The sequence below is a fragment of the Achromobacter sp. UMC46 genome, from assembly GCF_014170335.1.
Taxonomy (GTDB): Bacteria; Pseudomonadota; Gammaproteobacteria; order Burkholderiales; family Burkholderiaceae_B; genus Achromobacter.
Genome location: NZ_LZZS01000018.1, coordinates 15,197 through 41,785, shown reverse-complemented (window position 1 = coordinate 41,785; position 26,589 = coordinate 15,197). Strand labels below are relative to the sequence as shown.

24 protein-coding genes and 2 pseudogenes are annotated in these 26,589 nt (G+C 67.1%); 16 read left to right on the top strand and 10 right to left on the bottom strand.

The window, feature by feature from the left end:
• Positions 1–9: 9 nt before the first annotated feature.
• The 3 genes from napE to A9973_RS15765 form a co-directional block, all read right to left on the bottom strand.
• Positions 10–168 (bottom strand): periplasmic nitrate reductase, NapE protein, encoded by a 159-nt coding sequence (gene napE / locus A9973_RS15775; RefSeq protein ID WP_105560214.1) that lies wholly within the window; start codon positions 166–168, stop codon positions 10–12.
• A 197-nt stretch (positions 169–365) separates the two neighbouring features.
• Positions 366–1,220 carry a 3-keto-5-aminohexanoate cleavage protein gene (locus tag A9973_RS15770; RefSeq protein ID WP_183014688.1) on the bottom strand — a complete coding sequence of 285 codons (855 nt, stop codon included), beginning with the start codon at positions 1,218–1,220 and terminating at the stop codon, positions 366–368.
• Positions 1,217–2,179, bottom strand: a complete 963-nt coding sequence (locus tag A9973_RS15765) for a 3-hydroxyacyl-CoA dehydrogenase family protein (RefSeq protein WP_183014687.1) — start codon at positions 2,177–2,179, stop codon at positions 1,217–1,219. The genes A9973_RS15770 and A9973_RS15765 overlap by 4 nt, the downstream gene beginning before the upstream one ends.
• A gap of 121 nt (positions 2,180–2,300) precedes the next feature.
• Between A9973_RS15765 and A9973_RS15760 the strand changes: the two genes are divergently transcribed.
• Both A9973_RS15760 and A9973_RS15755 read left to right on the top strand, forming a co-directional pair.
• Positions 2,301–3,209 (top strand): LysR family transcriptional regulator, encoded by a 909-nt coding sequence (locus A9973_RS15760; RefSeq protein WP_183014686.1) that lies wholly within the window; start codon positions 2,301–2,303, stop codon positions 3,207–3,209.
• A 187-nt stretch (positions 3,210–3,396) separates the two neighbouring features.
• Positions 3,397–3,864: a MarR family winged helix-turn-helix transcriptional regulator gene (locus A9973_RS15755; RefSeq protein ID WP_370539494.1), complete on the top strand. Its 468-nt coding sequence runs from the start codon at positions 3,397–3,399 to the stop codon at positions 3,862–3,864.
• Positions 3,865–3,910: 46 nt separating this feature from the next.
• Here A9973_RS15755 and A9973_RS15750 read toward each other — a convergent pair whose 3' ends face one another.
• The gene (locus A9973_RS15750; protein WP_183014684.1) at positions 3,911–4,900 is read right to left on the bottom strand and encodes an XdhC family protein; all 990 of its coding nucleotides are present in this window, start codon (positions 4,898–4,900) and stop codon (positions 3,911–3,913) included.
• Between the two features lie 351 nt (positions 4,901–5,251).
• Between A9973_RS15750 and A9973_RS15745 the strand changes: the two genes are divergently transcribed.
• From A9973_RS15745 to A9973_RS15725, 5 genes are read left to right on the top strand one after another with little or no spacing between them, the layout of a single operon-like run.
• Complete coding sequence (locus tag A9973_RS15745) at positions 5,252–6,214, top strand: amidohydrolase family protein (protein WP_183014683.1); 963 nt, start codon at positions 5,252–5,254, stop codon at positions 6,212–6,214.
• A 24-nt stretch (positions 6,215–6,238) separates the two neighbouring features.
• Positions 6,239–6,991, top strand: coding sequence for an Asp/Glu racemase (locus A9973_RS15740; protein WP_183014682.1), 753 nt, complete (start codon positions 6,239–6,241; stop codon positions 6,989–6,991).
• A gap of 11 nt (positions 6,992–7,002) precedes the next feature.
• A complete protein-coding gene (locus A9973_RS15735) occupies positions 7,003–7,827 on the top strand; it encodes an alpha/beta fold hydrolase (protein WP_183014681.1) in 825 nt (274 codons plus the stop codon).
• Between the two features lie 30 nt (positions 7,828–7,857).
• Positions 7,858–8,907, top strand: a complete 1,050-nt coding sequence (locus tag A9973_RS15730; RefSeq protein WP_183014680.1) for a 2,5-dihydroxypyridine 5,6-dioxygenase — start codon at positions 7,858–7,860, stop codon at positions 8,905–8,907.
• Between the two features lie 39 nt (positions 8,908–8,946).
• Positions 8,947–9,567 carry an N-carbamoylsarcosine amidohydrolase gene (locus tag A9973_RS15725; protein ID WP_183014679.1) on the top strand — a complete coding sequence of 207 codons (621 nt, stop codon included), beginning with the start codon at positions 8,947–8,949 and terminating at the stop codon, positions 9,565–9,567.
• A 77-nt stretch (positions 9,568–9,644) separates the two neighbouring features.
• Here the strand turns inward: A9973_RS15725 and A9973_RS15720 are convergent, their stop codons facing one another.
• From A9973_RS15720 to A9973_RS15705, 4 genes are read right to left on the bottom strand one after another with little or no spacing between them, the layout of a single operon-like run.
• Complete coding sequence (locus A9973_RS15720; RefSeq protein ID WP_183014678.1) at positions 9,645–10,163, bottom strand: nuclear transport factor 2 family protein; 519 nt, start codon at positions 10,161–10,163, stop codon at positions 9,645–9,647.
• Positions 10,164–10,180: 17 nt separating this feature from the next.
• Positions 10,181–11,470 (bottom strand): aromatic ring-hydroxylating dioxygenase subunit alpha, encoded by a 1,290-nt coding sequence (locus A9973_RS15715; protein WP_183014677.1) that lies wholly within the window; start codon positions 11,468–11,470, stop codon positions 10,181–10,183.
• A gap of 35 nt (positions 11,471–11,505) precedes the next feature.
• Positions 11,506–12,807 carry an NAD(P)/FAD-dependent oxidoreductase gene (locus tag A9973_RS15710; RefSeq protein WP_183014676.1) on the bottom strand — a complete coding sequence of 434 codons (1,302 nt, stop codon included), beginning with the start codon at positions 12,805–12,807 and terminating at the stop codon, positions 11,506–11,508.
• A gap of 2 nt (positions 12,808–12,809) precedes the next feature.
• On the bottom strand, positions 12,810–13,124 hold the full coding sequence (locus tag A9973_RS15705) for a non-heme iron oxygenase ferredoxin subunit (protein ID WP_183014675.1): 315 nt from the start codon (positions 13,122–13,124) through the stop codon (positions 12,810–12,812).
• A gap of 306 nt (positions 13,125–13,430) precedes the next feature.
• Here A9973_RS15705 and A9973_RS15700 point away from each other — a divergent pair, with 306 nt between their 5' ends.
• The 9 genes and pseudogenes from A9973_RS15700 to A9973_RS15660 form a co-directional block, all read left to right on the top strand.
• The gene (locus A9973_RS15700; RefSeq protein ID WP_183014674.1) at positions 13,431–14,534 is read left to right on the top strand and encodes a TRAP transporter substrate-binding protein; all 1,104 of its coding nucleotides are present in this window, start codon (positions 13,431–13,433) and stop codon (positions 14,532–14,534) included.
• A 22-nt stretch (positions 14,535–14,556) separates the two neighbouring features.
• Positions 14,557–16,956 (top strand): xanthine dehydrogenase family protein molybdopterin-binding subunit, encoded by a 2,400-nt coding sequence (locus tag A9973_RS15695; RefSeq protein WP_183014673.1) that lies wholly within the window; start codon positions 14,557–14,559, stop codon positions 16,954–16,956.
• Positions 16,953–17,780: a xanthine dehydrogenase family protein subunit M gene (locus A9973_RS15690; protein ID WP_183014672.1), complete on the top strand. Its 828-nt coding sequence runs from the start codon at positions 16,953–16,955 to the stop codon at positions 17,778–17,780. The genes A9973_RS15695 and A9973_RS15690 overlap by 4 nt, the downstream gene beginning before the upstream one ends.
• A gap of 11 nt (positions 17,781–17,791) precedes the next feature.
• Complete coding sequence (locus A9973_RS15685; RefSeq protein ID WP_183014671.1) at positions 17,792–19,009, top strand: 2Fe-2S iron-sulfur cluster-binding protein; 1,218 nt, start codon at positions 17,792–17,794, stop codon at positions 19,007–19,009.
• A gap of 67 nt (positions 19,010–19,076) precedes the next feature.
• Complete coding sequence (locus A9973_RS15680) at positions 19,077–20,102, top strand: ABC transporter substrate-binding protein (protein ID WP_183014670.1); 1,026 nt, start codon at positions 19,077–19,079, stop codon at positions 20,100–20,102.
• The gene (locus A9973_RS15675) at positions 20,099–20,908 is read left to right on the top strand and encodes an ABC transporter ATP-binding protein (RefSeq protein ID WP_183014669.1); all 810 of its coding nucleotides are present in this window, start codon (positions 20,099–20,101) and stop codon (positions 20,906–20,908) included. The genes A9973_RS15680 and A9973_RS15675 overlap by 4 nt, the downstream gene beginning before the upstream one ends.
• Positions 20,905–21,681, top strand: a complete 777-nt coding sequence (locus A9973_RS15670; RefSeq protein WP_183014668.1) for an ABC transporter permease — start codon at positions 20,905–20,907, stop codon at positions 21,679–21,681. The genes A9973_RS15675 and A9973_RS15670 overlap by 4 nt, the downstream gene beginning before the upstream one ends.
• A gap of 83 nt (positions 21,682–21,764) precedes the next feature.
• On the top strand, positions 21,765–22,391 hold the full coding sequence (locus tag A9973_RS15665; RefSeq protein WP_183014667.1) for a TRAP transporter small permease subunit: 627 nt from the start codon (positions 21,765–21,767) through the stop codon (positions 22,389–22,391).
• Positions 22,392–22,393: 2 nt separating this feature from the next.
• Positions 22,394–24,037, top strand: a pseudogene (locus A9973_RS15660) (TRAP transporter large permease subunit); the annotation flags it as partial.
• Here A9973_RS15660 and A9973_RS15655 read toward each other — a convergent pair.
• Both A9973_RS15655 and A9973_RS15650 read right to left on the bottom strand, forming a co-directional pair.
• Positions 24,038–24,703 (bottom strand): annotated as a pseudogene (locus A9973_RS15655) (GntR family transcriptional regulator); the annotation flags it as partial.
• A 10-nt stretch (positions 24,704–24,713) separates the two neighbouring features.
• Positions 24,714–26,489, bottom strand: coding sequence for an IlvD/Edd family dehydratase (locus A9973_RS15650; protein WP_183014666.1), 1,776 nt, complete (start codon positions 26,487–26,489; stop codon positions 24,714–24,716).
• Positions 26,490–26,589: the final 100 nt, after the last annotated feature.

The window sequence follows — 26,589 nt, the reverse complement described above, 5'->3', positions numbered from 1 at the left end:
CGCGTCGCATCAGCTGCCCGGAGGGCCGGCGATCAGCTGATAGAACCAGACGATGAAACCGTAGCCCGCCACGATGACAACCGTCAGAACGGGGGCCATGACAGCCGTCAGGAACAGGAAACTTCGCAGCTCCTGAGGCTTGGTGTAGCCATCAGACTCGTTTTGCACACACCACCTCACTACGACAGTTGGGGTATTGCGTTTAACGTGCGGATGTCGAAGTTTTTAGCAGTGCTTTTACCGGGCGTCAATGTTGCATCACAGCGAAAAAATCTTGCCGTGGCGCTATATATTGAAATGCATAACGCCTTTTCGGGATGGGGTCCGGAAGGCGTCACGCACTTGATACTGATTCGTGTTGAGGATTAGCCGATGGCGCCGTAGATGCGGCGCGCGTCTTCTGCCGTGGCCAATGGCCGGCCCAGCGCGCGCGCGCCTTCGGCGGCCTGACGGACCAGCGCCGCATTGCCCGGCGCGATGCTGCCGTCACGCAGCTTCAGGTTGTTTTCGAAGCCTACGCGCATGTGGCCGCCAAAGGCCGCTGCGGTCGTGACGCAGGCGTTTTCCTCGGCGCCGAATGCGCAGATCGCCCACGGCAGCGTGTGGTCGTACGCCGCCAGGAAAGGCAGCAGGTCATAGGCCGAAGACGTCTGGCCCACGCTGTAGCGGCCCAGCACGAACAGCACCGACCACGCGCCCGGCGGCACCAGCCCGCGGGCGCGCAGCGACTGCCAGCGCCGCACGTCGCCTTCGTCGTACAGGATGATCTGGGCCATGATGCGACGTTCGGCTACCCATGCGAAAAACGCCGCCAGTTCCGTTTCGGGGATGTCCGGCACCGCGATTTCGCGCAAGCCCATGGACACGGCCTCGGGCTGCAGTTCACGCACCAATGCGATCTGTTCGGCCGCCTGGTAGACGCCGGCGGCTTCGCTGGTGACCTGCACCAGCAGCTCGCGGCCCACGGCGCGGTCGACGGCGGCCAGCGCTTCGCGGTAGGCATGCGCGTCCAGCAAGTGGCTGCCGTCGGGCTTGCGCACGTGCATGTGCATCATGCCGGCGCCCGCGTCCAGGCAGGCGCGCGCTTCAAGCGCCAGCGTTTGCGGCGTCATCGGCACGGCAGGATGGTCGGCGGCTTTCTTGTATGCGCCGTTGGGCGCCACGGTGATGACGACGGGGGAATCGGCCAGCGCGGCGCGCGGCAGGGCAGACGCGTTCAAGGCTGGATCTCCGGCAGTTCGGGGCTGATCAGGTCCAGGCCGGCGCGCAGCAGGCGGTCGTAGCGGGCGCGCTCGGCGGCGATGGTCTCGGGCGTCCAGGCGTAGAAGCCTTCGCCCGCTTTCATGCCGTAGCGGCCGTCGGCGGCGCGTTCGGTCAGGCAGCGCGCGGGGTGGTCCGCATTGCAGAAGGTCGGATACATGGTCGCGCCCGCGGCGGCGTGCACGTCGATGCCCGCGTGGTCGCGCTGCATGACGGGGCCGGCCGCCAGGAAGCGGAAGCCGAAGCCGAAGCGCACGGCCGCGTCCACGTCTTCCGGCGACGCGATGCCGCGGTCGATCAGATCGAACGCTTCGCGCGACAGCGCGTGCTGCAAGCGGTTGGCCAGGAAGCCGGGCAGGTCCTGCTTGACTTTCACCGGCACGCTGCCGCAGCGGCGCATGAAGGCGATCAGCGAATCCGCGCAGGCGTTGTCGCTGGCTTCGCCCAGCACCACTTCCACCAGCGGCACCAGGTGCGCGGGCATGAAGAAGTGCAGGCCCAGCATGCGGCCGCGTGTTTCCAGGCCCTGGCCGATGGCGCTGATGGGGAAGCTGGAACTGTTGCTGGCCAGGATGGCGTCCGGGCGGGCGCGCTTGGCCAGGTCCGCGAACAGCGCCTGCTTGATGTCCAGGCGTTCAGGGATGCACTCGATGACGAGATCCACGGTCGACCAGTCCACCGCGTCCAGGCCGGGCGCGGTGGCCAGCAGGGCGGCATTGGCTTCTCGGCCGATGGTCTTCAAGTTTTCGGCGACGCGGGCGGGCAGGCCGGCCGCGCGTTCCGCGTTGGATTCGATCACGGTCGTCCGGCAGGCCGCGCGGGTCAGCACCACTGCCACGTCCGCGCCCATCGTTCCGCCGCCCACTACCACCGCATGCGCCGCGCCCGGGTTGGGCAGCGCTGTTGCGTCCGTCTGCATGGTTTGCTCCTTTCTTGCATCGTCGTTGGGGGCGAGTGTAGAGAAGGCGCTTTGATTGATGAATCAGATTTTTTGGATAGAATGATCGGTAAAACAGATCAATAGAGACAAACAAGACACCATGCAGATCAATCTTTCGATGCGCGATATCGACACCACGCTGGTGCTCGGCCGCACGCTCAATTTCCGGCAGGCGGCGGCGCAATTGCACCTGTCGCAATCGGCGCTGTCCACGCAGGTCCAGCGCATCGAAGAGGCCCTGGGCGTGCGGCTGTTCGACCGCACCACGCGCACGGTGCGGCTGACGGCGGCCGGCGAAGTCTTCATGCAGCAGGCCGCGACCTTGCAGGTGGCGTTCCGCGACGCGATCGCGGCGGTCAGCGGCGTCACCAGCGCCGAGCAAGGCCAGGTCTCGGTCGCCGCGTTGCCGTCGCTGGCGGCTCGGCTGCTGCCGCGCGTGCTGATGGCCTACCGACAGGCACATCCGCATGTGGCGCTGAAAGTTCGTGACACCTTGTCGGGCCCCGCCTTCGACCTGGTGCGCGCAGGCGAGGTGGACTTCGCGCTGACCGCCGCCGACCCTCAGCACGCCGACCTGCACTACGTGCCGTTGCTGTCCGACAGCTTCCTGTTGCTGATCCCCGAATCGCACCCGCTCGCCAAGACGCGCGGGCCGGTGCGCTGGGCCGATACCGCCAGCGCCGCGCACGTGTCGATGGTGCAGCCCAGCAGCGTGCGGCAGTACACCGAATGGGCGTTCCTGCAGAACCGCATCCGCTTCGCGCCGGCGTTCGAGGCCGAGCACCTGACGACGATCGTGGCGATGGTCGAATGCGGTTTCGGCGTGGCGGCCTTGCCCGAGATCGCGGCGGGCGCGGTGTCGCAGACCGCCATCGTCCAACGGCCGCTGACCGGGCCGGTGGCAGAGCGTTCGATCGGCCTGGTCACGTCGCGCAACCGCAGCCTTTCGCCGGCCGCGGCGGCGCTGGTGCAGACCCTGAAAGGGTACTTGGCGGCGCATCCGCGCTAGGGGTTTGCGGCGCCGCGCGGGCCCGCTTTTGATTTCGCTCAATGGGCTGCGCTAAGGCTCTCGACACGAAGTGGCCGGTGGTATTATTCTCAGTACACTAACTAATTGGAGCTGCCCCAACGTGCCGGATGTACAGAAAAAGACGACGTCCCAGAAGCGCGTCGCAACTCAACAGACAGACAGCAATATCTTCGATCCGGCCAAGCAGGTGCTGTGGTCGCGCCCCGGCTATCTGGTGCGGCGCCTGAACCAGATCCACTACGCCATGTTCTACGAAGAGTGCAAGACGCAGAACGTGACGCCCGTGCAATACGGCGTGCTGACCGCGCTATCGCTCAGCCCTTGGCTGGACCAGACCGCCATCGGCATGGAGTTGGGGCTCGACCGCACCACCACCGCCGATGTCGTCAAGCGGCTGCAAGAGCGCGGGCTGGTGGAACGCCGGGTCAATCCCACCGACAAGCGGTCGCGCCAGGCGGTGATCACCCCCGAAGGCTTGCGCATCATGGGACTGCTGCAGGAAGGCATGGCCCGTGCGCAGCAGCGCCTGCTGGAACCCTTGTCCGCGCGCAACCAGGAAATCTTCATGAAGTTGCTGTCCACCCTGGTTGAAGCCAATAACCAGTACAGCCGCACGACCCTGAAACCGATGTAGGGCGGGGGCCGCCGCGCCGCCGGCGCGCGCCTGCCCCTTTTCGCTTTCAGTCCTTCAGCGCATTCATCTGGGGCACGCTGCGGGCGGCTTGCCCGTCCCCCAGCGTATTGCGCACCCAGACCAGCTCGGCGGCGATCGCCACGGCGATCTCGGCCGGCGTTTTGCTGGCGATGCGCAGGCCCACCGGGCCATGCAGGCGGGCGATCTGGTTGTCTTCCAGATCGAACAGCCGCAGCCGCTCCCGGCGCTTCTCCTGGTTGGCGCGCGAACCCAGCGCGCCGACGTAGAACGCGCGGGATTTCAACGCTTCCAACAGCGCCATGTCGTCAAGCTTGGGATCATGGGTGACGGCGACGATCGCAGTGCGTTCATCGGTGCCGATCTCCAGCACCGCATCGTCGGGCATGCTGGTCAGCAACGTGGCTTGGGACGCGCTCCAATCGCTGAAGAACTCTTCGCGCGGATCGCACACCGTGACGTGGAACTCCAGTGTCGCGGCGACGTCCGCCAGCACGCGGGCCGTCTGGTTCGCGCCGATGATCAGCAAGCGCCAGCGCGGCCCGTAAACGCTGCGGAACATCCGGCCATCGAAATCGGGGCCGTCGGCGGGACCGGCGGGCGATACCGACGTGTGGCCGTCCAGCAGGTCCACCGTGCGCTGGATCAGGCGATGCTCGCGGATCGACGCCAGCACCCGGTCCAGCCACACCGTGTCGCGCAGCCGTTCGCTGATCAGGCGCAGCGTGCCGCCGCAAGGCAGCCCGAAGCGCGCGGCCTCGTCCCGCGTGACGCCGTAGGTCAGCCGGGCAGGGGCGTCTTCCAGCGCGCCGGAACGGGCCCGCGCAATCAAATCGTCCTCGATGCAGCCGCCGGACACCGACCCGATCACGCGGCCGTCGTCGCGCACCGCCAGCATGGCGCCTGCTTGCCGCGGCGCCGAGCCCCAGGTTTGCACAACGGTCACCAAATGCACGCGGCGGCCCGCGGCGACCCAGTCGCGGGCAAGTTGCAGTACGTCCAGATCCAGGGCGTTCATCGGCTTCTCACAGAGGAAATGCCGCGGCGGCGAAGAGGCGCCGACACGGCTTATGCTCACTGTACTGATGATTAAGGCGGCTGTCACTAGTGTCTATCCCTACCTGTTTTCGCGCCGTTTCCGCCCTATCCGAAGGCGCCGCGTCGGCCTCGGGATTTCCCTAATTGGTCAGTACGCTGACTATAAAGTCAGTATACTGACGTAAATTCGGAGGCTGAGCGGGGTGGTTCCCTTGCGAGGGAATGCCGCCCCGGATATCGGTTGTTCCAATCATATAGTCAGCGTACTGATAATAGTCGCTGACATGCCGGGGCGGGGCAGGCGCCGCGCCATCACACTGGGAGCAGGGGAATGAGCAAAGTGCGCAAGATCGCATTCGAGGAGCACTACACCGCAGTCGGATTCAAGGACTATTCAAAGAGCTTCGCGCAGCATATCGATCCTGCCGTGCTGGCCGACCTAGCGGCGCGGCTGGTGGATTTCGATGAAGTCCGGCTGGGCGAAATGGATCGTGCGGGGATCGACTACGTCATCCTGTCGCAGACGGGCCCCGGCGTGCAGGCGGAAGCCGATGCCGCGGTGGCGCTCAACCGCGCCAAAGAGAACAACGATTTCCTCGTCAGCCAGATCGCCCGGCATCCGACCCGGTACGGCGGCTTCGCCACCGTGCCGATGCACGACCCCCTGGTCGCTGCGGCGGAGCTCACGCGTTGCGTGAAGCAGCTGGGATTCAAAGGCGCGCTGATCAACGGGCACACGGGCGGCGTCTACTACGACGACCGCGCCTACGACCCGTTCTGGGAACAGGTGCAGGAACTGGATGTGCCGATCTACCTGCATCCGACTGATCCCTATGTCATTCCGCAGGCCTATTCGGGTCATCCGGAACTGGTGGGCGCATCGTGGGGCTGGGGCGTCGAGACCGCCACGCATGCGCTGCGGCTGCTGTTCGGCGGCGTGTTCGACCGCTTTCCCGGCGTCAAGCTGATCCTGGGGCACATGGGCGAGGGCCTGCCGTTCCAGCGCTGGCGCTTCGACAGCCGCTTCGCGGTCTATTCGCACGGCATCAAGCTGGCGCGCGCGCCGTCGGAATACCTGGGCAGCAACATCGTCATCACCACGTCCGGCGTCTGTTCGCCTCCCACGCTGATGGCCGCGATTGCCGAAATGGGCCGCGAGGCGGTGATGTTCTCGGTGGACTATCCCTACGAATCGACTGTGCTGGCCGCCGAATTCATCGAGCAGACGCCGATGGACGACGCGACCCGCGAGCTGGTCTGCCACGGCAACGCGCGGCGCCTGTTCAAACTCTGATCCCCCGGAAAAAAAGGAGCAACCATGCAAAGACCCTTCCGTATCGGCCAGATCGTGCCGAGCTCGAACACGACGATGGAGACCGAGATCCCCGCGATGCTGCTGGCGCGCCAGCAGATCCGGCCGGAGCGCTTCACGTTCCATTCCAGCCGGATGCGCATGAAGAAGGTGGTGAAGGAGGAACTGGCGGCGATGGATGGCGAATCCGACCGGTGCGCCGTGGAACTGAGCGACGCTCGGGTGGACGTGCTGGGCTACGCCTGCCTGGTGGCGATCATGGCGATGGGCCACGGCTACCACCGGGTCTCGGAAAAGCGTTTGCAGGCGCATACGGCCGCCAATGGCGCGGACGCGCCGGTGATCACCAGCGCGGGGGCGCTGGTGGATGCCCTGAAGGTAATCGGCGCCCGCCGCATCGTGGTGGTGGCCCCGTACATGAAGCCTTTGACCGAGCTGGTGGTGGACTACATCCGCAACGAAGGCTTCGAGGTCGTGGACTACCGCGCGCTGGAGATTCCGGACAATCTGGATGTCGGGCGCCACGACCCGGCGCGGCTGCCGGAGATCGTCGCGCAGATGGACACCCGCGATGTCGACGCCATCGTGTTGTCGGCCTGCGTGCAGATGCCGTCGCTGCCGGCTATCGCCAAAGTCGAGGCCCAGACCGGCAAGCCGGTGATCACCGCCGCCGTGGCCACGACCTACGCCATCCTGAAATCGCTGGATCTGGAACCGGTCGTCCCGGGCGCGGGCGCGCTGCTGTCGGGCGCCTACTGAGGAAAACGGCCATGAGCACATTTCTCTATGGCGGCAATGTCCACGCCAATGGCATCCGCCAGCACTACCTGCGCTACGGCGGCGGCCACGCGGCGGGCCGCGACGCGGTCGTGATCGTGCCGGGCATCACCAGCCCCGCCGCCACCTGGGGCTTCGTGGGCGAGCGGTTCGGCAAGACGTTCGATACCTACATCCTGGACGTGCGCGGACGCGGCCTGTCGGAAGCCGGCGCGGCGCTGGACTACGGACTGGACGCGCAAGCCGCCGACGTGCTGGCTTTCGCGGACGCGCTGGGACTTGAACGCTACAGCCTGGTCGGCCATTCCATGGGCGGGCGCATCGGCGTGCGCGCGGCCCGGAGCCGGCCGGCGGGCCTTGGCCGCCTGGTCCTGGTCGACCCGCCGGTGTCCGGCCCCGGCCGCCGGCCGTATCCGGCCAAGCTGCCCTGGTACGTCGATTCCATGGCGCAGGCCCGCCACGGGATGGATGCCGAGGCCATGCGCGCGTTCTGCCCAACCTGGACGGACGCACAACGCCAACTGCGCGCCGAATGGCTGCACACCTGCGACGAGCGCGCCATCGTCCAGAGCTTCGAGGCCTTCCAGACCGACGACATCCATGCCGACCTGCCGCTTGTGGACGTGCCGGTTCTGCTGGTGACGGCGGAAAAGGGCGACGTGGTGCTGGAGGAGGACGTGGCCGAAATCGCGCGGCTGGCGCCCGGCACGCGGCATCACCGGGTGCCCGCGGCGGGTCATATGATCCCGTGGGACAACGAGGAAGGCTTCTACGCGGCTTTTGGCGATTTCCTGGGTGCGCCGCTGGCGCGGGCCTGAATCGCCGGGCCCTCAAGCAAGGAGAGACTCATGCCTGTAAGCGACTATGAACTGGTGAAGGCCTGGCAGCAGGTGCTGACCTTGTCCAAACTACAGCCCGGCCAGTCCGTGACGGTGCTGACCAGCGCCGCGACGCACCCCCAGACGCTGTCGACCGCGCTGATCGCGGCGCAGTCGATGGGGGCGGTGGTCAACCGGCTGGACTTGCCGCCCGTCAACGGCGAAAAGGCGTTAAGCCGCGATTCGCTGGCCTACCTCGGCACCACGCCGCTGACCGGGAACAGGCCCGCGATCGCGGCGCTGAAGGAAAGCGATCTGGTGCTGGACCTGATGACGCTGCTGTTTTCACCGGAGCAGCACGAGATCCTCGCCACCGGCACCAAGATCCTGCTGGCGGTGGAGCCCCCCGAGGTGCTGGCGCGGCTGGTGCCTTCCGAGGCGGACCGCACCCGGGTGAAGGCCGCGGCCGCACGCATCGGCGCCGCACGCGAGATGAGCGTGGTGTCGGACGCGGGCACCGACCTGCGCTGCCCGTTGGGCGAGTTTCCCGCCATCAGCGAATACGGCTTCGTGGATGAACCGGGGCGATGGGACCACTGGCCCAGCGGCTTTGTCCTGACCTGGCCCAACGAGCGCGGCGCCAACGGCAGGATCGTCATCGACGCGGGCGACATCCTGCTGCCGCAGAAACTGTACGTGCGGTCGCCGATCACGCTGACGGTAGAAGACGGCTTCGCCACGCGCATCGAAGGCGGGGTCGACGCGGAACTGCTGCGCGAGTACGTGGCGTCGTTCCGGGACCCCGAGGCGTATGCGATATCGCATATCGGCTGGGGCCTGCAACCGCGCGCGCACTGGACAACGCTGGGGCTGTACGACCGCGAGGCCACCATCGGCATGGATGCGCGGGCGTACGAGGGGAATTTCCTGTTCTCGCTGGGCCCGAACAACGAGGCGGGCGGCAGCCGGACCACCACCTGCCACATCGACATCCCGCTGCGCGGCTGCATCGTGCGGCTGGACGGCGAAGACGTGGTCCGCCAGGGCAAGGTGCTGGACGGCGCCGCCGGGCAGGACTAGGCCATGACGCACCCCACTTCCGAACCAGGAACCCGACGCATGCACGACGATATCTCCGCCTACGAACGCCAGGGCTTCGGCGCTGCGATGGCCCCCAAGCCGCCCTACGGTCTGCTGATCGTGGACCTGGTGAACGGGTTTGCCGACCCGGCCGTTTTCGGCGGCGGCAACATCGCCCCGGCCATCGAGCAGACCACGCATTTGCTGGCGCATGCCCGCCGCCAGGGCTGGCCGGTGGCGCACAGCCGTATCGTGTTCGCGGACGACGACGCCGACCAGAACATCTTCACGCTGAAGGTCCCGGGCATGCTGACGCTGAAGGAAGCGCATCCCAACAGCGCGATCGTGCCTCAGCTGACGCCCGCCGCCGGGGAACTGGTGGTGCGCAAGACGGTGCCGTCGGCGTTCTTCGGCACCGGCCTGGCGGCATGGCTGTCGCAGCGCGGCGTGCAGACGCTGGTGGTGGCGGGCGCGGTCACCAGCGGCTGCGTGCGGGCCAGCGTCGTGGACGCGATGCAGTACGGCTTCCGGCCGCTGGTGGTGTCGGACTGCGTGGGCGACCGCGCCATCGGCCCGCACGAGGCCAACCTGTTCGACATGCGTCAGAAGTACGCCACCGTGCTGACGCGCGAGGAAGCGGTCCGCGCGACGCAGGCCTGACGGCGTCGGCGGCCTTCCAGAAAAAAAGGGGTTGCGCCTGGCGGCGCAACCCCTTTCGGCGTTAACGGCGCGCCGGCCTAGACCGGGTACACCAGATCATTGGCCAGGATGGTGGTGTCGTACACCACCTGGCGCTCTTTCAGCTTGAGCACGTCGTCCTGCCGCGTGAAACGGTCGTAGTAGGTGCCGGCCAGGTGCAGGGTCGTGGGGCCTTCCACCAGGGTCTGCATCAGCATGAACGCGGCCTGGGCCTCGATCTCGCCGTCGGCCGATTCGCTGATCACGCGGGTGTTGCAGACCAGGTGCAGCATGTAGCGCGGGGCGAACATCTGGGTGCGGGAAATGGCTACGGCGCGGTCTTGCATCATGCCGCGGCCCTCGGAATAGACCAGCCCGACCGGCAGGCCCAGCTCGGCGTTCTCGCGCGCGGTCACGCGGTACAGGCCGTCCTCGGTGAAGAAGCCGGGCCAGGCCTCGACCTGCCCGGCGTCCAGTGTCGCGCAGTATTCGGCGTGGAATTCCTCGATTTCCTGGCGCAGCGCGATGGCGCGCGCCGGGGCGATCTTGCGGGGGGTGAATTCGAATCGGGTTCTCATTTTTCTCGGTTCCTGCCTTAGAAGCCCATCACGCCACGGTAGTAGCTGTACATCGAGCGGATCGCGGCCTCCGAAATCAGCGTGTTGGACGTGCCTTGCTTGCCGGATTCCAGCTTCAGCACGTTGACGTCCGTGCTGGCGCGCCGCACGCCTTCCTGCACGAACTTCATGGCTTCGTTGTCTTCCAGACCCAGGAAACCGGCCGGCCCCATCAGGTTGCCCTGGCGCAGGCGGTGGCGCTCCATTTCAGGCGTGTCGTCCTCGTAGCCGAACATGGTCCATTGCATGATCATGCTGTCGGGCCCGTTGGGCACGATCTGGCGCACCCCCAGCGTGTTCATTTCGCGCTGCACGATCAGGTTGGGCCACACCGTCTGCATCGTCACCGACCAGGGAGAATCGAATTCCTTCACGAATTCCAGGAAGCGGTCGTCCTGCAGATGCAGGCCGTCATGGAAGGAGCGCATTTCCTTCTTGTTCTCTTCGCTGACGCTGGCGTACTTGTCCTCGCTCTTGGCGGAAGCCATGGTGCCGTGGCGGCCGTGCACCGGGTCGACAAGCATGGCCGACTTGTTGCCGGCCACCAGCAGCCCGAACACGACCAGGAACGAATGCAGCAGCGTCGCGTGGTACGGGTCTTTCAGGTTCTCGTGGTACATCTTCCAGTTGCACGGCAGCTCATTTCGGTAGTAGCCGTGGATCTTCAGCTTCTTGCCGGGAAAGACCGTGTCGAAGTCGGTCAGGATCTCGGGCGTCAGGTACTGGTCGATGGGTTCGACGTCAGCGCTGTAGGACGCGAAGATGACGCCGTTGCGCGTGGTCACGTGCAGCTTGCGCAAGCCGTGCTCTTCGTTCTTGAAGTCCTTGGGCATGCCGCCTTCGCGGTTCACGCCGCGCTTGAAGGGGATGCCTTGCAGATTGCCCTTCAGATCGTACGACCACTGGTGGTACGGGCAGACGAATTCCTTCGCGTTGCCCTGGCTGTTGCGGCAGAACTCGGCGCCGCGATGCGCGCAGCGGTTCTCGAACACGTTGACCGAACCGTCCTCCGCGCGCGAGACCACCACCGGCGTCGGCCCCACGTAAGAGCGCTTGTAGTCGCCCGGATTCGGCAATTCGGCTTCCAGGGCCACGTAGTTCCAGGTCTTGCCGTGGAAGATCTTTTCGATTTCCTGGTCGTAGACGGCGTTGCTGGTATAGACCCAGTCGGGGATGTAGTGCAGCGCGTCTTCCGGCCAGACACAGTCGGCCAGGGTGGCGTCCTTGATGGCTACCGTACGGCCGATGACGGTTTGTGATTGATACATGGAAAGCTCCTGTCGAGGCGGGGCAACAATGGAATTCAGGGCGTGGCGGCCGCGTGCTGCTGGCAGGCTTTCACCAGCGGCTTGAGCGCCACGGTTTCGTCGGCGTAGCGCAGCGGATCAATGCGCAAGCCTTGTTCGAACAGCACGCGCAGTTGGCGCAGGTCGCCGCCGGCGTTGATGGCGATGGCATGGACGGGGATGCCGTCGCGGTGGCCCAGCCAGATGAACTTGGGCGCGTCGGCGCCGCTTTGGGGCGTTCCGCGGCAGGCATAGGCCAGGCCCGGTTGCGGCAGGCCCAGCATCTGCACGTTGCAGCCGAACTGGTCGGTCCAGAACCAGGGGTAGGGCTCGCCGGGCGCGGGCTGGCTCAGCATGCCGGCGGCGGCGGCGCGCGCCTGTTCGTTGGCGTTCTGCCAAGATTCCAGCCGCAGCGCCATGTTCAGATGACGCCGGTGCTGGCTGGCGCAGTCGCCGGCGGCGTAGACGTCGGGATCGCTGCTGCGGCACTGGGCGTCGACCACGATGCCGCCGTTGGCGGCGTCCAGGGCCAGGCCGGCCTCGGCGGCCAGCGACACCTCGGGCGCCAGGCCGATCGCAACCACCACCACGTCGGCGTCGATCAAGGCGGCGTCCTGCAATTCGATCGTGAAACGGGCTTGATGGCGGACCGACTCGTCTGGATGGGGCTGCCGGGTGCAGCGCGCCATGCGCGCGTCCAGGCGCAGCGTCACGCCGGCGTGGCGGACGCGTTCGGCCAGCCAATCCGACAAGGCCGGCGGCAGCACGCGTTCCAGCAGGCGCGGGGCGCTTTCCAGCACGGTCACGCGGGCCCCCAGCGCGCGCGCGGTAGAGGCGACTTCCAGGCCCAGGAAGCCGCCGCCGATGACGGCGACGCGCGCGTCTGGCGTCAGGCCGGCGCGCAGCGCGGCCGCGTCATCCAGCGTTCTGATGTAATGCACGCCGGGGGTGCCGCGGGGCAGGTTGGGCAGTTCGCGCGCGCGGCCGCCGGTCGCAAGCAGGCAGCGGTGGTAGCGCAAGCTGCGCCCGTCAGCCAGATGGACAAGATGGCCGGCAGGATCCAGCCGAACCGCTTCGGCGCCGGTCAGCAGCGCGATGCGCCGCTGCTCATAGAAGCCGCCGGGATGGACGGCCGTCTGCGCATGCGCCTCGGCCGCCTGCAGCACGGCCTTGGACAGGGGCGGGCGTTCGTAGGGGGCATGGGCTTCGCGGCCGATCAGCGTGATGGGACCTTCATGGCCCAGGTCGCGCAAGGCCGCCGCCGCTACCGCGCCGGACTGCCCGGCGCCGATGATGAGGATCGAGTCGGCGTCGGCCATGGTCAACCCTGCACGTTCGCGTAGATGTCCTGGCCTTCGACTTTGACCGGGTACACCCGGATGCCGCTGGTGGCCGGGGCGCACTTGGCTTCGCCGGTGCGGATATCGAACCTGGCCTGATGCAACGGGCATTCGATGCAGCCGTCTTCCAGATAGCCGTCGGACAGCAGCGCATAGGCGTGCGTACAGACGTTGTCCGACGCGAAGAACTCGCCGTCGCTGCGATATAGCGCCAGCTGTTTTTCGCCGGCGGCGACGGGGATGACCTCGTCGTCGTCGGTCAGTTGGTCGGTCGAGGCAATGCGGATCCAGTTCATATTGTCTCTCTAATCAGTATGCTGAGTAATGACGTCAGTGTACTGCCCAAAAAATCAAGGCAGGAGCTAGGGATTTCCCCGAAGGCCTGATTGCCGGCGGCTTGCAGTGCGCTCGTAAGCGGCTGGAAACGCAGGGTTTTCACGCGTTTCGAAGTCGGGATTAACCTTGTTGACACTCAAAATTACTGTCAGTATGCTGATCAACAATTCAGTGTGCTAACGTTTTTTTCAGTCTAAAAATAGCGGCGTTGGCATGGGTTGAGACGGGTCCAAGGGGACTCAATCTAATCAGATCGGGAGCACTACATGCAACGACGCCGTTTCCTCGCACAAGCCGCTGGCGCCGCCGGCGCCGGACTTGCCACGGTGGGCATGCCCGCCATCGCGCAATCCGCCCCGGCGGTGCGCTGGCGCATGTCGACCAGCTGGCCCAAGAGCCTGGACACCATCTACGGTTCGGCCGAAGAGCTGTGCAAGCGCGTGTCGCAACTGACGGAAGGCAAGTTCGAGATCCGCGCGTTCCCTGGCGGCGAACTGGTGCCCGCGGCGCAGAACATGGACGCGGTCAGCAACGGAACGGTCGAATGCAACCACGTGCTGAGCACCGCCTACATCGGCAAGAACACGGCGCTGACGTTCGATACCGGACTGTCCTTCGGATTGAGCGCGCGCCAGCACAACGCCTGGATCCATTACGGCGGCGGCCTGAAGATGCTGCGCGCACTCTATAAGAAGTACAACATCGTCAACCACGTCTGTGGCAACGTCGGCGTGCAGATGGGCGGCTGGTACCGCAAGGAGATCAAGTCGGTCGCCGACTTGAAGGGCCTGAACATGCGGATCGGCGGCATCGGCGGCATGGTCCTGTCCAAGCTGGGCGCGGTGCCGCAGCAGATTCCGCCTGGCGATATTTATCCCGCGCTGGAAAAGGGCACCATCGACGCCGCCGAGTGGATCGGGCCTTACGACGACGAGAAGCTGGGCTTCAACAAGGTGGCGCCTTACTACTATTCACCCGGCTGGTTCGAAGGCAGCGCCTCGATCACCAGCATGGTGCACGACAAGGCCTGGGACGCGCTGCCCCCGGCCTACCAGGCCGCGTTCGAAGCCGCCGCGGGCGAACAGACCATGCGCATGCTTGCCAACTACGACGCGCGCAACCCCCTGGCGCTGCGCAAGCTGATCGCCGGCGGCGCCAAAGTCAGCTTCTTCCCCAAGGAAGTGATGGACGCGGCCTACAACGCGTCACAGGAACTGTGGGTGGAGCTGTCCGCCAAGAACCCTGACTTCGCCGCGATCTATCCGGACTGGAAGAAGTTCCAGGTGGACCAGGCCGGCTGGTTCCGCGTCGCCGAAAGCCCGCTGGACAACTACACTTTCGCCGCCGTGGCGAAGTCGCAGGCCAAGTGATCCCGGGAGGCAGAAGGCAGTCATGACGACAGAACACGCCAATACGCACGGCCGGCCGGGCAAGCCGCAGGGAGTGGGCGCGCGGGTGCCGCGCAAGGAAGATGCGCGCCACCTGCACGGCAAGGGCAATTTCGTGGCCGACATGGCCATGCCGGGCCTGAGCGAAGTCGCGTTCCTGCGCAGCCCGCTTGCGCATGCGCGCATTTCGGCGGTGCGCGTGGCCGACGCGGTGGCCGGCAACGTGTTCCTGCGTCAGGCGATGCCCGATGCGCGCGACATCGTGGCCGATTCGACGCTGCCTACTTATCAGGCGTCGGCCCAGCCGCCGCTGGCCTCCGGCAAGGTGCGCTTCGTGGGGGAACCCGTCGCCATGGTGTTTGCGCCGACGCGCGCCGAAGCCGAGGACTATGCCGAAATGATCGAGGTCGATTACGACGACCTGCCGGTATACGCGGACGTGGACAGCTCGCAGGCGGCGACGGGCGACCTGCTGCATGAGCAATGGCGCGACAACGTCTTCGTCACGCTCAACGCCGATAAGCAGTTCGATGAATACGCGGCGCAGGCCGACGTGGTGGTCCGGCGCAAGATCGACCTGGCGCGCCAATGCATGGTCCCGATGGAGGGCAAGGCGGTGCTGGCGTACTGGGACCACCAGGCCGACCAGCTGGTGGTGATCAGCGCCACGCAGGTGCCGCACATGATCCGCAGCGTGCTGGCCCAGTGCCTGGACCTGGAGCAGGGCCGTGTGCGGGTGGTGTCGCCGGATGTGGGCGGGGCCTTTGGATACAAGTGCGTCCTGCAGCAGGAAGAGCTGTGCGTGGCCTGGCTTGCCAAGACCTTCAAGCGGCCGTTCCGTTTCATCGAGGACCGCCGCGAACACCTGACCGCGGGCGCCAACTCGCGTGAACACCATTACGAGATGGTGGCTTACGCCGACCGCCGCGGCAAGCTGCTGGCGCTGGACGCCAAGATCACCATCGACGGCGGCGCCTATTCGGTGTGGCCGTTCACCATCGGCCTGGAACCGGGGCAAGCCATCGGCAACCTGCCCGGTCCGTACGCCTTCAAGGGCTACCGCTGCGTCACGCGGGCGGTGGCCACCAACAAGCCCGGCTTCGTGCCGTACCGGGGCGTGGCGCGCACTGGCGTGTGCTTCGCCATGGAACTGACGATGGACGCGATCGCGCGCGAAGTCGGACGCGAGCCTTGGGAGGTGCGCCAGGAAAACCTGGTGCAGGGCGACCAGATGCCGTTCGTCAACGTCACCGGCAAGCATTTGGACAGCGGCGATTATCCGGCCAGCTTGCAGCAGGCCATGGACATGATCGGCGTGGATGCGGTGCGCGAACGCCAGCGGCGCGGCGAAGCCGACGGCCGCCTGATCGGGGTGGGCCTTGCGACCTACACCGAGCAGGCCGCGCACGGCACGTCCGTGTTCGCCGCTTGGGGCACGCCCGTGATTCCGGGCTTTGACCAGGCGACGGCCCGCGTCACGCCCGACGGCGGATTGGAGTTGCGGGTCGGCGTGCATTCCCACGGGCAGGGCATGGAGACTACATTCGCGCAGATCGCCAACGAGATCCTGGGCGTCGACGTGGGCAGCATCAAGCTGCTGCACGGCGATACGGGGCAGACGCCGTTTTCCACTGGCACCTACGCGTCGCGCTCGCTGGTGATGTCGGGTGGCGCCGTGTCGCAGGCCTGTAAGCGCCTGCTGCCCCGGCTGACGCATATCGGCGCGCACTTGCTGCAGGCCGATCCCGCCGGCGTGGCCTGGAACGAGGACCGCCTGGAGGCGGGCGGCAAATCGGTGTCGGTCAAAGACGTGGCGGACGCCTGGTATCTGCGGCCGCAGTTGTTGCCGCCCGACGTCGACCCCAGCGGCCTGGAAGTCACGGTGGGCTACAAGCCCAAGGTCGACACGGGTTGCTTCACCTACGCCACCCATGCGGCGGTGGTGGCGGTGGATCCGGGCACGGGCGGCGTCGAGATCCTGGATTACGTGGTGGTGGAGGATTGCGGGACCATGATCAATCCGATGGTGGTAGAAGGCCAGACCATCGGTGGCGTGGCCCAGGGCATCGGCACCGCCTTCTATGAAGAGACGCCCTACGACGAGAACGGCCAGCCGTTGGCGTCGACCTTGGCGGACTACATGCTGCCCGGCGCCACGGAAGTCCCCAACATGCGCCTGCACCATTTCGAGACGCCGTCGCCGCATACCGAATTCGGCGCCAAGGGCATGGGCGAGGGGGGCGCGATCGCGCCGCCGGCCGTGCTGTTCAACGCGGTCAACGACGCGCTGCGGCCGCTTGGCGCGGCGGAATTGCTGCGCACGCCCTTGTCGCCCACGCGGGTGCTGGCCGCCATCGCGCAGGGCAAGCAGCCGGTTCAGGCCGCCGCCGAGGTGATGGCATGAAGGCCGCCGCATTCGACTACGCGCGCCCCGGCACATTGCAGGAAGCCCTGAGCGCGCTGCGCGAACACGATGGCCGCGCCAAGCTGATGGCCGGCGGCCAGTCGCTGGGGCCGATGCTGAACCTGCGCCTGGCGCGCCCGCCTGTGGTGATCGACATTTCGGGTTTGCCGGAGCTGCGGACCGTCACGCGCCAGGGCGGCATGCTGCGCGTGGGCGCAGCCGTGACGCACGCTGAAATCGAGGACGGCGTGTACGAGCTGCTTCGCGGCACCCCGTTGCAGCAGGTGGCCCCGGGCATCGCCTACCGCGCCATCCGCAACCGGGGGACGCTGGGCGGCAGCCTGGCGCACGCCGATCCCGCAGCCGACTGGGTGCTGACGGTGGTGGGGCTGGGGGCGGCGCTGGAGATCGCGGGACCGGACGGCGTGCGCATGCTGCCGGCCGAGGGCTACATGCAAGGCGCCTACACGACGGGGTTGCGCGACGACGAGCTGATCGCGGCGGTGCACATTCCGGTGCCGGGGCCGCAGGCGCGCTGGGGCTATTACAAGTTCTGCCGCAAGACGGGCGAGTTCGCCGAGGCCAGTTGCGCCGCCTGGTTCGATCCGGCGACGGGTACGGCGCGCGTGGCGGTGGGCGCCCTGGACGGCGCGCCCAAGCTGCTGCCCCAGTTGGCGGCGCGCATCGCGCAGCAGGGCCTGGCCGCCCTGGACGAGACGTTGCTGGCCAAGGAATTGGCCGGCGTCATGCAGGACAAGGATGAACACCACCGCAAGCTGCACGGGACGGCCGTGGCGCGCTGCCTGGCGCAGGCGTTGGGTTGACAGGAAAAACCATGGTTCAGGTGACATTGGAAGTAAACGGCAAGCGCGTGTCGCATGAGGCGCCCGCGCGGATGCATCTGGGGGATTTCCTGCGGGATCAGGTGCGCCTGACCGGCACCCACCTGGGTTGCGAACATGGCGTCTGCGGCGCTTGCACGGTGCTCGTCGACGGGTCGCCGGTGCGGTCCTGTATTTCGTTCGCGGTGGCTTGCGAAGGCCGGCACGTGACCACTATCGAGGGGTACGACGCCGATCCGGTGATGCAGCGGCTGCGCGCCGCTTTCACGAAGCACCACGCTTTGCAGTGCGGCTATTGCACGCCGGGCATGTTGGCGACGTCGCGCGACATCGTGCTGCGCCTGCCCGAGGCCGATGAAAGCCGGGTGCGGGTGGAGCTGTCCGGCAACCTTTGCCGCTGCACGGGCTATATGGGCATCGTCGCCGCGGTGATGTCGGTGCTGGCGGACTTGAGGGAGCAGCCCGACGCGGCGGTCCAGGCCCTGCGCACGGCGCAGGCGCAGGGGCGCGGCGCCGCGCCGGTGGCGGAAAAGCCCGTGGCGTTCGCCGGGTTCACCCCAACGGCGGCGAGTGTCGCTGCACCGGCCACAGCGTCCGCAGCAGCGGACGCCCCGCCGGTGGCTTCCGCCGCGCCGGCGGGCAAGAAGGAAGGCCGCGGCAGCCAGATCGACGGTGGCTTCCAGGTGCCGTTCCCCGCGGCGGAGGTCTGGGCGTTCATGGTGGACCTGCCGGCGCTGGCCAGTTGCCTGCCGGGCGCCTCGATCGAATCGCACGAAGGCGACCGCGTCAAAGGCCGCGTCGCCATCAAGTTCGGCCCGATGGCGGCGGCCTTCAACGGCGCGGCCCGGCTGGAACGGGACGACGCCGCGATGCGGGCCGTGTTCCGGGGCGCGGGGCAGGACTCGCTCAGCCAGTCGCGCGCCAATGGCGACATCACGTATCAACTTGAAGCGGTGTCGCCGACCGAGACGCGCGTCAACGTGAACCTGCTGTATTCGCTGCAGGGGCCGCTGGCGCAGTTCTCGCGTTCGGGGCTGGTGCAGGATTTCGTGCGCCGCATGATCGCCGACTTCGGCAACAACGTGACGGCCAGGCTGCGTCAACCCGCTGGCCAGGGCGAACCCCTGGTTCAAGCCAGTTTCAATCCCACGGCCATGTTCTTCAGCGTGCTGTGGGCGCGCATCAAGCGTTGGTTCGGCCTGGGCGGCTGAGCGCGGACGGGAACCGGCCGCCGCCCGCGCGGCGGCCGCGCAGTGTCGACGGATGACGGGGAAAATCATGCACGCGATATTCGCAAGAGGGTGGCGCAAAGCGCTGTTGGGTCTGGCGGCGACCGCGCTCTGCGCATCGGCCGGCGCGCAGGCGCTGGAGCCGCTGCGGGTGCGGCTGGACTGGACGCCGTGGGGCGTGCACGGGGCGTTTCATCTGGCGCAGCAGAAGGGCTGGTACAAGCAGGCCGGCCTGGACGTGTCGCTGGAGGATGGCAACGGGTCGGTGACGACGGTGCAGATCGTCGGCGCCGGCGACAGTTTCGACGTGGGGCACGCCGCGTTGGCCTCGATGATGATCGCCCGCGAGAAGGGCATGCCCGTCAAGGCGGTGGCGGTGTTCGCGCGCCAGAGCGATATCGGGTTGCTGGTCCCGGCAGACGCCGGCATCACCGGCCCCGCCCAGTTGAAGGGCAAGAAGGTGGCCTACACCGCCGGCTCGCTGGAAGCGCCGTTCATCGATGCCTTCCTGGCCGCGGGCAAGCTCAAGAAGAGCGACCTGGAGCTGATCAACGTGGATGCCGCCGGCAAGGCCTCGACCTATGCGGTGGGGCGGGCCGACGCCGCGTTTTCCACGATCCCGTTCTTCCTGCCGGTGGTCTCGCAGAACCGGCCGTCCAGCGCGGTGCGCTTTGCCGACTTCGGCCTGAACATGCCCAGTTTCGGCCTGTTCGCCAACGAATCCAAGCTGGCGCAGCGGCGCGACGCCATCGCACGCTTTGCCGGCGTGACGGCACGCGCCTGGGAATACATCTACGCCGGGCATCAGGACGAGGCGGTGGCCGCCATCCTGGCGCAGCGGCCGCAGGCCCGGCTGGACAGGACGGTGCTGCGCGGCCAGATCGACGCCTTGCAGCCGTACTTCGGGCAGCCCGCGGCGGGCCAGCGCCTGGGCGCCATCGTGCCGCAGGATTGGGTCCAGGCCGTCAAGACGCTGTCTTCCGTGGGGCTGGTCGGCGCGGGCGCCGACCCCGCCTCGTTCTATGCGCCGGACCTGGCGCACCCTGAACGCTACGACAATCTGGTGCAACCATGACGCCGTGGGCGGTAGCGGCACGCGACGTGCGGAAACGCTATCCGGGGGCATCGGGCGTCGAGGCCCTGGCCTCGGTATCGGTCGAGGTGCCGCCGGGCCGCTTCGTCAGCATCCTCGGGCCGAGCGGCTGCGGCAAAAGCACGTTCCTGCGCTGCGTGGCGGGGCTGGAGACGGTCTCCAGCGGCGAACTCAGCGTGGCCGGCGTGCCGGTGGCGGGGCCGCCGCAAGGCATGGGCATGGTGTTCCAGCGCGATGCGCTGCTGGAATGGCGCAACGTCTGGCGCAACATCCTCTTGCCGATCGAATTCGCGCACAAGCCGGTGGCCGCGTACGAGGCCAAGGTGCGCGGGCTGCTGGCCTTGACCGGGCTGGAGACCTTCGCCCAGAGCTATCCGCGCGAGCTGTCCGGCGGCATGCGCCAGCGCGCCGCGATCTGCCGCGCCCTGGTCGACGACCCGCAACTGCTCCTGATGGACGAGCCTTTCGGGGCGCTGGATGCGCTGACCCGCGACCAGATGAACGTGGAGCTGCAGCGGATCTGGATGGAAACGCGCAATACGGTGCTGTTCGTGACCCATGGCATCGCCGAGGCGGTGTTCCTGGGCGACGTGGTGATGGTGTTTTCGCCGCGCCCCGGCCGCATCCTGGAGACGATCGAGATCGATCTGCCGCGGCCCCGGCCGCTGGCGCTGCGCGAAACGCCGGCTTTCGGCGAATACGTGCGGCATATCCGGGGGCTGTTCCAGCAAATGGGCCTGATCGACGAGGGGGCTCGGACGGCTGCCCGCGCGGAGGCCGCCCGATGATCCGGCTATTGCGGGGAACCGTCCGCCGGATGGCGGGCCTGGCGTCGGTGGCCGTGTTCCTGCTGATATGGGAATTCGCCGCCAGGGCGTTCCATGTCCGGCCCATCATGCTGCCGCTGCCCGGGCAAGTGGTGCTGGAACTGGCGTCCGAGTGGAGCTGGTACGCAGGGCACGCGGCCTACACCCTGATGACCACGCTTGCCGGCTTTGCGCTGGCGGTGGCGGGCGGCGTGGGGATCGCGATCATGCTGGTCGGTTCGCGCTGGTTCGAACGCTTCATCTATCCCCTGATCGTGGCCCTGAACAGCGTGCCGAAGGTCGCCATCGCGCCCTTGTTCGTGATCTGGATGGGCACGGGCGCCGAGCCCAAGATAGCCATCGCGTTCCTGATCGCCGTATTCGCGATCATCGTGGACACCGTTCATGGCCTGCGCTCGGTGCCGCAGGACGTGCTGGACCTGGGCCGGGTGCTGAAGGGGTCGCGCCGCGATTTCTTCTTCAAGGTGCGGCTGCCCAGCGCGCTGCCCTCGATCCTGGCGGGCATGAAGGTGTCGATATCACTGGCGCTGGTGGGTGCGATCGTCGGCGAGTTCGTGTCGTCGCAGCGCGGCCTGGGCTACGTGATCATGAGCGCCCAGGGCACCTTCGACACTGTGAGAGTGTTCGCCGCGATCTTCGTGCTGGCGCTGATGGGCATGTTGCTGTTCGCGCTGCTGGCATGGCTGGAGCGCTGGTCGACGCCGTGGCTGCGGCACCACCGCGAAGACGGCTGAGGCAGGTTTCTGGCCCCGGGGCGGCGGACCGTGCCGGGGCCGGAAAAAAACGTGTGGTCAAAAAACAATTCTGGGGAAAACAGATGCAAGCACTACTCGCCTTGTCGCGCGGCATAGACGCGATCAACCTTCGGATGGGCCGGGCGGTGTCCTGGGTGACGCTGCTGGTCGTCCTGGTCAGCGCCGGCAACGCCATCATCCGCAAGGTCTTCCACTACAGCTCCAACGCCTGGCTGGAATTGCAGTGGTACATGTTCGGCGCCATGTTCCTGCTGACGGCGGGCTACACGCTGCTGAAGAACGACCATGTGCGCGTGGACATCATCGCGTCGCGGCTGTCGCGGCGCGCCCAGGTCTGGATCGAGGTCTTCGGCGTGGTGTTCTTCCTGCTGCCGGCCTGCCTGTTGATCATGACCCTGTCCTGGCCGGTGTTCATGGATTCCTACCTGAGCAACGAACAGTCGTCCAACTCCGGCGGCCTGCTCCGTTGGCCCGTCAAGCTGCTGATCCCGGTGGGCTTCGCGCTGCTGGTGCTGGCCGGCCTGTCGCACCTGATCAAGTGCGCCGGCTTCCTGATGGGTCGCTGCCGCGATCCGCGCGAGCGCGAGGGCGCCAAGAGCGCGGAAGAGGAACTGGCCGAGGAAATCGCCCGTGAAGCGCAAGCGCGCGAAGCGGCCTCGTTGCGTGGACTGGACGACAAGGGCCGCTGATCATGGAGTTCTTCATTGCCAATCTGGCGCCGATCATGTTCGCCACGCTGATCGTCTTCCTGTTGCTGGGCTTTCCCGTCGCGTTCGCGCTGGCGGCCAACGGCATCCTGTTCGGCCTGGTGGGCATGGAACTGGGGTTGCTCAATTCCTCGCTGTTCCAGGCGCTGCCGCAACGGGTGTTCGGCATCATCTCCAACGACACGCTGCTGGCGGTGCCGTTCTTCACGTTGATGGGACTGGTGCTGGAGCGCTCCGGCATGGCCGAGGACCTGCTGGAGACGATCGGCCAGCTGTTCGGCGCGGTGCGCGGCGGACTGGCCATCGCGGTGGTGTTCGTGGGCGCGATGCTGGCGGCGACGACCGGCGTGGTGTCGGCCTCGGTCATTTCGATGGGGCTGATCTCGTTGCCGATCATGTTGCGCAACGGCTATGACCGCAAGCTCGCCAGCGGCGTGATCGCGGCCTCGGGCACGTTGTCGCAGATCATCCCGCCGTCGCTGGTGCTGATCATCCTGGCCGACCAGCTGGGCCGCTCCATCGGCGACATCTACCGGGCGGCGATGGTGCCGGGCTTCATTCTGGCCGGCCTGTACATCGCTTACGTCGTCATCATGAGCCTGCTGAAACCGGCTTCGGCGCCCGCGCTGCCCGAAGAAGCGCGCCGCTTCCAGGAACCGAACGGCACGCGGGGCGGGCGTTCGCTGCTGGTGCTGATGGTGATTTCGGCCGTGTCGGCCTACTTCCTGGGCCTTTGGGTCGAGAACAACACCGCGCCGGTCGACGAGCGCATCGTGGTGGCGCTGCTGTTCTGGGGCGCCACGGCCTTCGTTATCGCGCTGATCAACAAGGCGCTGCGGCTGGGCCTGCTGTCGGCGCTGGCCGAACGGGTGACGTTCGTGATGATCCCGCCGCTGGCGCTGATCTTCCTGGTGCTGGGCACCATCTTCATCGGCGTGGCGACGCCGACCGAAGGCGGGGCCATGGGGGCGGTGGGCGCCATCCTGATGGCGCTGATCCGGCGCCGCCTGTCATTGGACCTGCTCAAGCAGGCGATGGACACGACCACCAAGCTGTCCTGCTTCGTGGTGTTCATCCTGGTGGGGTCCACCGTGTTCGGCCTGACGTTCCGCGCCGTCAACGGCGACCTCTGGGTCGAGCATCTGCTGACTGGCCTGCCCGGCGGGCAGTGGGGCTTCCTGATCGTCGTCAGCGTCCTGACCTTCGTGCTGGCCTTCTTCCTGGACTTCTTCGAACTGGCGTTCATCATCGTGCCGTTGCTGGGGCCCGTGGCCGACAAGCTGGGCATCGACCTGATCTGGTTCGGCGTAATCCTGGCCGTCAACATGCAGACCTCGTTCATGCATCCGCCATTCGGCTTTGCGCTGTTCTACCTGCGGTCCGTCGCACCGCGGGACCGCTACAAGGACCGGGTGACCGGGAAGATGATCGAGCCGGTCACGACGGGGCAGATCTATTGGGGCTCGGTGCCGTTCATCGTGATCCAGCTGCTGATGGTCGCCGCGGTGATGGCGTTTCCGGGCATGGTGATGCACTACAAGAGCGACGCGCCGGCCGTGGATCCCGGTTCGGTGTCGCTGGAAGTGGGCGGGGCGTATGGCGGCGGGGCCTACGGGGCCGATTCCGCTCTGCTCCGAGGCCAGGTAGGCGTCGCGCGAGGGCAGCAGGTGGTCGCGGCATACCGTCATCAGCGCGTCCCGGTCGCCGTCGCGCAGCGCCTGGATCATGGCCCAGTGCTCCTGGCGAGCGCGTTCGCGGTAGCCGGCCGCCACCAGCGTGCCGAAGCGGATCGGGTGGGTGCGCCGGGCGTACTCCTCGATGGCCTGGCCCAGCACGGCGTTGTCCAGCAGCCCGAAGAATTCCCGGTGGAAGCGCTGGTTGCTGCGGAACACGCGGCGCGCGTCGCCATCGGCCACCGCCGCGTCGTGTTCGCGCTGCACCGTCACCAGCGCCGCCAGCCGCGCTTCGGGCACGGGCAGCGGCATCTGGCTGGCGGCATGCACTTCCAGGACTTCGCGCAGCGCATACAGCTCCATCACTTCACGGGTGGAAAACGCCCGCACGACGGCGCCGACATTGCGCTTTTTCTCCACCACGCCCAGCAGTTCAAGCTCGGCCAGCACTTGCCGCACGGCGTGGCGCTTCATGGCGAAGCGCGCCATCAGGTCGTCCTCGGTCAGGCGTTCGCGCGGGTGCAGCCGGCCGAAGACGATGTCTTCTTCCAGGGCAGCCACCGCGGTCTGCGTGGCGTCGGGGGCCTCCGCTTGCAGGGCGTCGGGCGTGATGGCGTTCATGGCGGAGGCGTTACTTCTTCGGCACGGTGTCGTGGGTGACGCCGGCGCGCAGGAAGTCGAAATCGACGCCCTGGTCGGCCTGCGTCACGGTTTGCAGGAACAGCTTGCGGTAGCCGCGGTCGGCGGTAGGCCGGGTGATGGGCTGGGCCGCGGCGCGGCGTGCCAGTTCGGCGTCGTCCACCAGCAGCGCGATTTCACGCTGGGCCACCGACAAGCGGATGCGGTCGCCATTTTGCACGTAAGCCAGCGGCCCGCCAATGGCGGCCTCGGGCGTGACGTGCAGCACGATAGTGCCCGCCGCCGTGCCGCTCATGCGGCCGTCCGAAATGCGGACCATGTCCTTGACGCCCGCGCGCGCCAGCTTTTTCGGAATCGGCATGTAGCCCGCCTCCGGCATGCCGGGCGCGCCGGTCGGGCCGATGCGCTTGAGTACCAGGATGTCGTCGGCGGTCACGTCCAGCGCGTCGTCGTCGATGCGGCGCGCCATGTCTTCGGCGTCTTCGAACACCACCGCGCGGCCCTCGTGCTCCATCAGCTTGGGGTTGGCGGCCGACTGCTTGATGATGGCGCCGCCCGGGGCCAGGTTGCCGCGCAGCACGGCCAGGCCGCCCACCGGGTAGATGGGCGACGCCGCGGTGCGGATGACGTCCTGCGTGAAGGGGGCGGGCGCGGCGTCCAGCTCCTGGCCCAGGGTGCGCCCGGACACGGTCATCACGTCCAGGTGCAGGAAGGGCCGCAGTTCGCGCAGCAGCGCCAGCATGCCGCCGGCGTCGTGGAAGTCTTCCATGTAGTGCTGGCCCGACGGCTTCAGGTCGACCAGCACGGGGGTTTCGCGGCTGATGCGGTCCAGGCCCGCCAGGTCGATGTCGATGCCCAGGCGGCCGGCGATGGCGGTCAGGTGGACGATGCCGTTGGTGGACCCGCCGATCGACAGCAGCACGCGCAAGGCGTTTTCGATGGACTTGCCGTTGATGATCTGGTCGGGCGTCAGCCGGGACGCGGCCATGGCCACGGCGGTGGCGCCGGTGCGTTCCGCCACGCGCACGCGGTCGGCGGTGACGGCGGGGGCGGACGCGCCGCCGGCCACCATCATGCCCAGCGCTTCGGTGATGCAGGCCATGGTGCTGGCCGTGCCCATGACGGAACAGGTGCCCACGCTGGCGACCAGCTGGTTGTTGACGTCGGCGATTTCCGGCGCGTCGATCTCGTCGGCGCGGTAGCGGCCCCAGTAGCGGCGGCAGTCGGTGCAGGCGCCCACGCGTTCACCGCGGTGCGACCCGGTCAGCATCGATCCTGTGACCAGCTGGATGGCGGGCACGCCGGCCGAGGCGGCGCCCATCAACTGGGCCGGTACCGTCTTGTCGCAGCCGCCGATCAGCACGACGGCGTCCATGGGCTGCGCGCGGATCATCTCCTCGGTGTCCATGGACATGAGGTTGCGCAGGTACATGCTGGTCGGCTGGGAGAAGCTTTCGTGCACCGAGATGGTCGGGAAATCCATCGGCAGGCCACCCGCCAGCATCACGCCGCGTTTGACAGCTTCGATCAGCTGGGGCGCGTTGCCGTGGCACGGGTTGTAGCTGCTGCCGGTGTTGACGATGCCGATGATCGGACGGGCCAGCGCGTCGTCGGAAAGACCGGCGCCCTTGATGAACGCTTTGCGCAGGAACAGCGAGAACCCTTTGTCGCCATAGTTGGTCAGCCCGCGCGCCACGCCCTGGGCGGTGGCGCTGTCGCTGTCGAAAGGCCCTGCTGCGGGCTTGCCGCCTTTGGTCTCGTCCGTCATTTTCAGTCCCGATAATATTATTGATAATCCAGGGGCAAGATCATATCCAGCCTTTGGCGCAGGCCGCAAGCGCTTTGTGCATGCCGATATATTGATCTGT